The organism is Streptomyces camponoticapitis (genome assembly GCF_014646115.1).
Classification (GTDB): domain Bacteria; phylum Actinomycetota; class Actinomycetes; order Streptomycetales; family Streptomycetaceae; genus Streptomyces; species Streptomyces camponoticapitis.
Genome location: NZ_BMMV01000020.1, coordinates 153,340 through 160,424 on the forward strand (window position 1 = coordinate 153,340; position 7,085 = coordinate 160,424).

A 7,085-nucleotide genomic window follows, 5' to 3' on the forward strand; every position below is an offset into this window, starting at 1 on the left:
GCGGGGAGTCAGGCCTCCGGCTTGGGCCGTCGCGTGAGGAGCCACGGCTCCACGACGCCCAGGCCCCGCACCGGCCGCTGCCACATCGGCTGTATGGCGAAGCGGTACGAGGGCGGCTCCTCACCGGCCTTCTCGGCCTCGGCGGCCTGCTCCGCCGCCTCGGCCTCGGACGCGGGGGTGTCGCCCGTCCGGATCAGCTCCTCGGCGAGCGCGCCGTCGACCAGGACGGCGTCCTTGGGAGCTATCGAGGTGAGCCGGCTCGCGAGGTTCACCGTGTTGCCGAAGACATCACCCATCCGGGTGGTGACGGTGCCGAACGCGATGCCCACGCGCAGCGCCGGCATCGACTCGTCGTGCGTCATGGTCTCGATGAGCCGCAGCGCGATCTCGGTGGCCGTGCCCGCGTCGTCGGCGGCGTACAGCACTTCGTCGCCGAGGGTCTTGATGAGCCGGCCGCCGTGCGCGGCGACCAGGTCGGCGCAGGTCGTCTCGAACGCCTCGACCAGCTCGCCCAGCTCCTCCTCCTCAAGACGGCGGGTCAGCCGGGTGAACCCGACGAGGTCCGCGAAGCCGACCGCGAGACGGCGGTCGACCATCTCCTCGTCGTCGGCGGCCTGGACGACACGTCCGGTGGCGGCGGCGAGCTGGCGCCGCCACACGTACACCAGGAACTCCTCCAGCTCCGGGAGCAACAGCTCGACCAGGGGATACGTAACCTCGGTCCGCGTCATCCCGGGCTCGGGCGGTTCGGTGAGCCCGGCGAGGAAGGAGTCGATCTGCCACTCCGCCAGCCGGGCGGTCGTCTGCCCGGTGGACCGGGCGACCTGGATCGCCATCGGCTCGCTCAGCAGCCCGGCCTCGACGAGACCGGCGAGGCGGCGCAGCGCGAGGACGTCGGCCTCGGTGAGGGCACGTGCCTGCCCGATGTCCGCGAAGCCCATGGCCCGCCAGAAGCGGGACGCGAGGTCCATCGAGACGCCCGCGGTGCGGGCGGCCTGGAAGGGGGTGTAGCGGCGCTCGGCCCCGAGAATCAGCTGTTCGAGCCTGATGGCGAGAGGGTCGTCGGTGGGCTCGGCCGTGTGGTCCACGGCGTGGTGCGGAGTGGGGTGACCGGAGGAGTCCGACGGCGGCTTTTCGTCCCCACCACCGGAGGTCGTGTCGTCGACCGTCACCAGCCGCCTCCTGCCCGTTCCCTGCGCACTGCCCTGCCGATCTGTCGTGGGTCGCCTCAACGATACGGCAGGTCGGGGCTGTCGGGGTCGCCGTTGCGGGTAGTCGCGGCAGGCGGGCCTGACCGCCCCGGGGCGCCCCCGGTGGCCGCCGCGATCCCGGCCGCTACGACGCGCGTAGATGTACCACGTCCCCCGCGCCCACCGCCTCCCGTCCGCCGCCCTCCGTCGCGATCACCAGCCGCCCGTCCCCGTCGATCGCGACGGCGTCACCGACCACCTGCCGCTCCCCCGGCAGCTCCGCCCGCACCGGGCGCCCGAGCGTCGCGCAGCCCGCCACGTACGCCTCCTGGAGACCCGACTCGCCCGGGTCCCCCGCGGCGTCCCGCCACGCGCCGTACCACCGCTCCATGCCGCGCAGCACCGCCCGCAGCAGGGGATCGCGGTCGACGGACACCGCGTTCGCGAGCGCGAGCGAGCCGGCGCCGGGGACGGGCAGCTCCGACTCGGTGAGGGTGACGTTCAGGCCGATGCCGACGATCACGGCGTCGTCCCCCGCGCGCTCCGCCAGGATCCCGCCCGCCTTGCGCTCCTCCTTGGCGCTGTCGTCGCCTTCCTTGCCGCCGACCGTCACCAGCAGGTCGTTGGGCCATTTCAGCGCCGTGTCGACACCCGCCGTACGCGCGACGGCAGTGGCGACGGCGACGCCGGTGAGCAGCGGCAGCCAGCCCCAGCGCTCCACGGGTACGTCCGGTCCCGGCCGCAGCAGTACGGAGACGAACAGTCCGGACCGGGCGGGCGCCGACCAGTTACGGTCCAGCCGCCCCCGCCCCCGGGTCTGCTCCTCGGCGACGAGCACCGCGCCTTCCGGGAGGCTGTCCGCGCGGGCGGCGAGGTCGGAGTTGGTGGACCCGGTCGCGGTGACGACGTCGAGCGAGGCCCACAGGCTCCCCGGCACGATCAGCCCCCGGCGCAGGGCGGTGGTGTTCAGGGGCGGGCGTTCGAGGTCGCTCCAGCGGCTGCCCGCGGCATTGTGCTCGGTCATGCGCGTCAGCCTAGGTCCGGCCGGGGACGGGGTGTGGCCAACGACGCACTGCCGAAGGGCAGGGCCGCCGATACTCTACGGATCAGTAGCCACACGCCGAGACGCAGCAGACAGATCCGCAGACCCGCAGGGAGCCGCATCCCCATGTCCGAGCCGGAAACCGCCCGCGGAACAGAGAACAGCCACACCACCGCGGGAAAGATCGCGGATCTCCAGCGCCGTATCGAGGAGGCCACGAACGCGGGCTCCGCGCGGGCGGTGGAGAAGCAGCACGCCAAGGGCAAGCTGACGGCCCGCGAACGGATCGACCTCCTTATGGACGAGGGGTCGTTCGTCGAGCTGGACGAGTTCGCCCGGCACCGTTCCACCAATTTCGGCATCGAGAAGAACCGTCCGTACGGGGACGGTGTCGTGACCGGTTACGGCACGGTCGACGGCCGCCCGGTCTGCGTCTACTCGCAGGACTTCACGATCTTCGGCGGTTCCCTCGGCGAGGTCTACGGCGAGAAGATCGTCAAGGTCATGGACTTCGCGCTGAAGACCGGCTGTCCGATCATCGGCATCAACGACGGCGGCGGCGCCCGTATCCAGGAGGGCGTGGTCGCGCTCGGCCTGTTCGCCGAGATCTTCCGCCGCAACGTGCACGCGTCGGGTGTCGTCCCGCAGATCAGCCTCATCGTGGGGCCGTGCGCCGGCGGCGCCGTCTACTCCCCCGCGATCACCGATTTCACCGTGATGGTCGACCAGACCTCGCACATGTTCATCACCGGACCGGACGTGATCAAGACGGTCACCGGTGAGGACGTCGGTTTCGAGGAGCTGGGCGGCGCGCGTACGCACAACACGACGTCCGGCGTGGCGCATCACATGGCGGGTGACGAGAAGGACGCCGTCGAGTACGTGAAGTCGCTCCTGTCGTACCTGCCGTCGAACAACCTCTCCGAGCCGCCCGCCTTCCCCGAGGTCGCGGAAGTGGCGCCCACCGCCGAGGACCGGGAGCTGGACACCCTCATCCCGGACTCCGCGAACCAGCCGTACGACATGCACAGCGCCATCGAGCATGTGCTGGACGACTCCGAATTCCTGGAGACCCAGGCGCTGTTCGCGCCGAACATCATCACCGGCTTCGGACGGGTCGAGGGCTATCCGGTCGGCATCGTCGCCAACCAGCCGATGCAGTTCGCGGGTTGTCTGGACATCAACGCCTCGGAGAAGGCGGCGCGGTTCGTGCGCACCTGCGACGCGTTCAACATCCCGGTCATCACGTTCGTGGACGTGCCGGGCTTCCTGCCCGGTGTCGACCAGGAGTACGGCGGCATCATCCGGCGCGGCGCCAAGCTGATCTACGCGTATGCGGAGGCGACCGTCCCGCTGATCACGGTGATCACCCGGAAGGCGTTCGGCGGCGCGTACGACGTCATGGGGTCCAAGCACCTGGGCGCCGACCTGAATCTGGCCTGGCCCACGGCGCAGATCGCGGTCATGGGGGCGCAGGGCGCGGTCAACATCCTGCACCGGCGGACGATCGCCGCCGCCGAGGACCAGGACGCGACGCGTGCCGGTCTGATCGCGGAGTACGAGGACGCGCTGCTGAACCCGTACGTCGCGGCCGAACGCGGCTATGTCGACGCGATCATCCTGCCGCACGAGACGCGGGCGCATCTGGTGAAGGGCCTGCGGCAGCTGCGTACGAAGCGGGAGAGCCTGCCCCCGAAGAAGCACGGCAACATCCCTCTGTAGGACCGTAGGAGGCCGCAATGATCAAGGTCGTACGAGGCAACCCGACCCCCGAGGAGCTGGCCGCCGCACTCGCGGTGGTCCGGGCACGCGCGGCGGCCGCGGAGGGGGCCGGGCCGGTCGGCCCGCCGCCCCCGCCGGGGTGGTCGGATCCGGCCCGCATCGCACGCCGCGAGACCCGCCGCCCGGGCCCCCGGGCATGGGCACGCACGTACTGGCCGGGCTAGGGCCTGTCCGGCGCCCGCGCCCCGGCCATTTCGTGGAGCGGGGACGGTTGAGTACGGATACTCAGGCGTTCTCGCCGCCGCGCCCGCAGGATCGAATGCATGCTCTGGTCGGACCCTGAGAACGAACCTCCCCAGGAGATGCGGGACATGCAGGCGATGATGCGCCGCGCCGGCATCGTCCTCGCGCTGGCCATGGTCCTGGCCATGATCGTCTCCGGCGTCCGCTGACGCCGCCACCGGGATGCGGCGCGCGTGCCCGGACAGAGGTCGCGTCGTTGAGCGGGGCGTACGGGCCCGGCACCGCCTCCGGGCGTGAGGCCGGGCGTGAGCCGCCCTCCCGGAGAAGTCCATGACCGAGTCCCAGGTGATCGTCGTCTCACCGCCCGGCAGCGGCACCCCGCTGCTGGCCGACCTCACGTCCGCCCTCGGCTATCTGTCGTACGGCTCGATGAGCGCCACTCCGGTGGTCGGCGGCGGGTCGGCCGGTACCCCCGAGATCGTGGCGATGCGCCCGCTGCTGACGGCCGCTCACGGCCCGGACGAGGCCGAACTGCTGCTCAAGCGCGGCGGCGAGGAGCGCGGCGTGCTGGAGGCGGCCTTCCGGGAGGCGGCCGGCGCCCTGTGGCGGGTGTGGTGGATGCGGCTGGGCCAGCCGGTCGCCGTCGCCTCGTCCGTCGACCCGGGACTCGAAAGCCGGCTGGCCAGGGTGGAGGAGCGGGAACTGCCCGGCCTGCTGCCCGGCCGTGGCTGCTGGTACGTCGAGGGCCTCGACCTCCAGCGTGCGGACGCCGGGTTCCTGCGCACCTGGCAGAAGAGCGGACGTCCGCCGATCGTCTTCCACCACCGCGACGTCCGGGACCGGATCGTCAGTCAGATCCGCTCGCTCGCCCGGCCGGACACCCCCGACGGACACCGCCCGCACCAGCTCATCTACCGCGACATCGTCGCCGCGCTGCCCACGATGGACGCGAAGATCACCTTCGCCCTGACGGACCCGGGGTTCCCGGGGATGGAGGAGGCCCGGCGCTGCCAGTGGCTGCTGCACCACCCGGCGGTGACGGTGATCACCCACGAGGACCTGGCCGGCCCTGCCCACGGCGGTACGGCGGAGGGCCGCGAGCGTGCCGTCGCGCGGCTCCTCGCGATCACCGGACTGCCCCCGTCCGCGGCGGCGGCCGCCGCCTCCGCCCAACCTCCCCGCGAGGACGAGGAGCTGATGGTGGGCCAGTGGCGGAGCTGCTTCACGCCCGCCCATGAGCGGCTGCTCGACCGACGCCACGGCGACCTTCTGACCACGCGCGCCGAGATGCGCCCGGCCGGTGGCCCGACGACCGGCCCGACGACGGAAACGGCCCGCGAACCGGGCACCACCGCCAGGTGACTACCCTTCTCGTCATGACCGATCAGCGCCGTCGCCTCGTCCTCGCCTCCGCGTCGCCCGCCCGCCTGGGGCTTCTTGAGCAGGCCGGCCTCGCGCCCGAAGTCATCGTCAGCGGGGTCGACGAGGACGCGCTGTCCGCTCCCACGCCCGCCGCCCTTGCGCGGGTGCTGGCGGAGACCAAGGCCGCCGCCGTGGCCGCCCGGCCGGAGGCCGCGGGCGCGCTGGTCGTCGGCTGCGACTCGGTGCTTGAGCTGGACGGCGAGGCCCACGGCAAGCCCGCAGACGCCGAGGAGGCCACCGCGCGCTGGAAGGAGATGCGCGGCCGGTCGGGGGTACTCCGAACAGGGCACTGCGTCATCGACACCCTGACCGGCCGCAGCGTCTCCGAGACCGGCTCGACCACGGTCCGTTTCGGGGAGCCGACGGACGCGGAGATCGCGGCGTACGTCGCGACGGGTGAACCCCTGTACGTGGCGGGGGCGTTCACCCTGGACGGCCGCTCGGCGCCGTTCGTCGACTCGATCGACGGCAACCACGGGAATGTGCTCGGGCTCTCGATGCCGCTGCTGCGCACGCTGCTGGCGGAGCACGGCGTCACGATCACCGATCTCTGGGCGTGAGACCCGGGTGATCGGCGCCCGGCCGCGGGAGCGTTCAGGCGGCCGACGGGCCGGTCTCGGCCGGGGCGGTGCCGGGGGCGTCGGGGGCCTTGGCGGCCGGTTCCCGCGGCTCTCCGTACGCGACGAGCGTCAGTACGAGCAGCCCCAGCACAACCATCATGAAGAGGAACGCCGTCCAGCCCACGAGGCCCACCGCCAGCGCGCCGAGCACCCCGTGCAGGACCGCGCAGCCGATCAGGACCGGCTTCGCGACCCGGCCGAATCCGCGGTCCGTCGTCCCGGCGCGCACCAGCAGGCCCGCGCACACGAGCAGATAGAGTCCGAGCGCACCGCCCGCCGACCAGGCTCCGGTTGACATGGCGTCCGGGTCGAGGCCGGCGAGTGACATCTGCTGGTTGTCGACGACGGTGGCCATCAGACCGTTGACGAAAACGAAGGCGACAGCTTCCACGAGCAGCACGATCGCGGCCACCCAGGCCACCGGTCTGCGCACCATGGCACCCACCTCTTCCCCTGTTACCCGAAGTACGAACGGCATCGGGAAGGCTACTCACCGGTAAACCTCCGGACAAGGGCCCGGACAGAGGCAAAGAATCCGGTAGGCGTTAGTGGAAACTCAACAAAGAATCGTGAGACGCGCCGGGGCGCTCTGACAGAGACCTTGGCCACTTACGGCGATTACTGTGCGGCTAAGAGTCCCGGCGTACCCTTGCGTCACAAGGGATTTCGCGACTTGAGCGGGCCTCGGATCACACTGCGTGTGGGCAAGCTCACCACTGGGGACGGGTCGATGAGTCGTGTCGGCAGTCCCTAAACTCAGCTTGTTTCCAGGAGGGAGCCATCGTGCGCAAGGTGCTCATCGCCAATCGTGGCGAAATCGCTGTCCGTGTTGCTCGTGCGTGCCGG

At 71.5% G+C, this 7,085-nt stretch carries 9 protein-coding genes; 6 read left to right on the forward strand and 3 right to left on the reverse strand.

The window, feature by feature from the left end; genetic code table 11:
* Positions 1-8 precede the first annotated feature (8 nt).
* Positions 9-1,172, reverse strand: a complete 1,164-nt coding sequence (locus IEY79_RS27030; protein ID WP_189110228.1) for an adenylate/guanylate cyclase domain-containing protein — start codon at positions 1,170-1,172, stop codon at positions 9-11.
* 163 nt (positions 1,173-1,335) lie between these two features.
* Positions 1,336-2,214, reverse strand: a complete 879-nt coding sequence (locus tag IEY79_RS27035) for a biotin--[acetyl-CoA-carboxylase] ligase (protein ID WP_189110229.1) — start codon at positions 2,212-2,214, stop codon at positions 1,336-1,338.
* 144 nt (positions 2,215-2,358) lie between these two features.
* Between IEY79_RS27035 and IEY79_RS27040 the strand changes: the two genes are divergently transcribed.
* The 5 genes from IEY79_RS27040 to IEY79_RS27055 all read left to right on the forward strand — a co-directional run bounded on the left by IEY79_RS27040 (position 2,359) and on the right by IEY79_RS27055 (position 6,179).
* Positions 2,359-3,954: an acyl-CoA carboxylase subunit beta gene (locus IEY79_RS27040; protein ID WP_189110230.1), complete on the forward strand. Its 1,596-nt coding sequence runs from the start codon at positions 2,359-2,361 to the stop codon at positions 3,952-3,954.
* 17 nt (positions 3,955-3,971) lie between these two features.
* Entirely contained in the window at positions 3,972-4,178 is a 207-nt protein-coding gene (locus IEY79_RS27045) for an acyl-CoA carboxylase epsilon subunit (RefSeq protein WP_189110231.1), read from the forward strand.
* A 99-nt stretch (positions 4,179-4,277) separates the two neighbouring features.
* Positions 4,278-4,406: a morphogenic membrane protein MmpB gene (mmpB, locus tag IEY79_RS38055; RefSeq protein WP_268240608.1), complete on the forward strand. Its 129-nt coding sequence runs from the start codon at positions 4,278-4,280 to the stop codon at positions 4,404-4,406.
* 121 nt (positions 4,407-4,527) lie between these two features.
* On the forward strand, positions 4,528-5,559 hold the full coding sequence (locus IEY79_RS27050) for a hypothetical protein (protein WP_189110232.1): 1,032 nt from the start codon (positions 4,528-4,530) through the stop codon (positions 5,557-5,559).
* Positions 5,560-5,573: 14 nt separating this feature from the next.
* Complete coding sequence (locus tag IEY79_RS27055; protein ID WP_189110233.1) at positions 5,574-6,179, forward strand: Maf family protein; 606 nt, start codon at positions 5,574-5,576, stop codon at positions 6,177-6,179.
* A 34-nt stretch (positions 6,180-6,213) separates the two neighbouring features.
* Here IEY79_RS27055 and IEY79_RS27060 read toward each other — a convergent pair whose 3' ends face one another.
* Complete coding sequence (locus IEY79_RS27060; protein ID WP_189110234.1) at positions 6,214-6,675, reverse strand: hypothetical protein; 462 nt, start codon at positions 6,673-6,675, stop codon at positions 6,214-6,216.
* 347 nt (positions 6,676-7,022) lie between these two features.
* On the opposite strand from IEY79_RS27060, the gene IEY79_RS38455 reads away from it, so the two are divergent.
* Positions 7,023-7,085: biotin carboxylase N-terminal domain-containing protein (locus tag IEY79_RS38455; protein ID WP_344069737.1), on the forward strand; the 63-nt coding region annotated here is incomplete at its 3' end.

Coding starts and splice junctions, on each gene's coding strand:
- IEY79_RS27035 (WP_189110229.1), bottom strand. CDS start 2,214: ATGACCGAGCACAATGCCGCGGGCAGCCGCTGGAGCGACCTCGAACGC.
- IEY79_RS27040 (WP_189110230.1), top strand. CDS start 2,359: ATGTCCGAGCCGGAAACCGCCCGCGGAACAGAGAACAGCCACACCACC.
- IEY79_RS27045 (WP_189110231.1), top strand. CDS start 3,972: ATGATCAAGGTCGTACGAGGCAACCCGACCCCCGAGGAGCTGGCCGCC.
- mmpB (WP_268240608.1), top strand. CDS start 4,278: ATGCTCTGGTCGGACCCTGAGAACGAACCTCCCCAGGAGATGCGGGAC.
- IEY79_RS27050 (WP_189110232.1), top strand. CDS start 4,528: ATGACCGAGTCCCAGGTGATCGTCGTCTCACCGCCCGGCAGCGGCACC.
- IEY79_RS27055 (WP_189110233.1), top strand. CDS start 5,574: ATGACCGATCAGCGCCGTCGCCTCGTCCTCGCCTCCGCGTCGCCCGCC.
- IEY79_RS27060 (WP_189110234.1), bottom strand. CDS start 6,675: ATGGTGCGCAGACCGGTGGCCTGGGTGGCCGCGATCGTGCTGCTCGTG.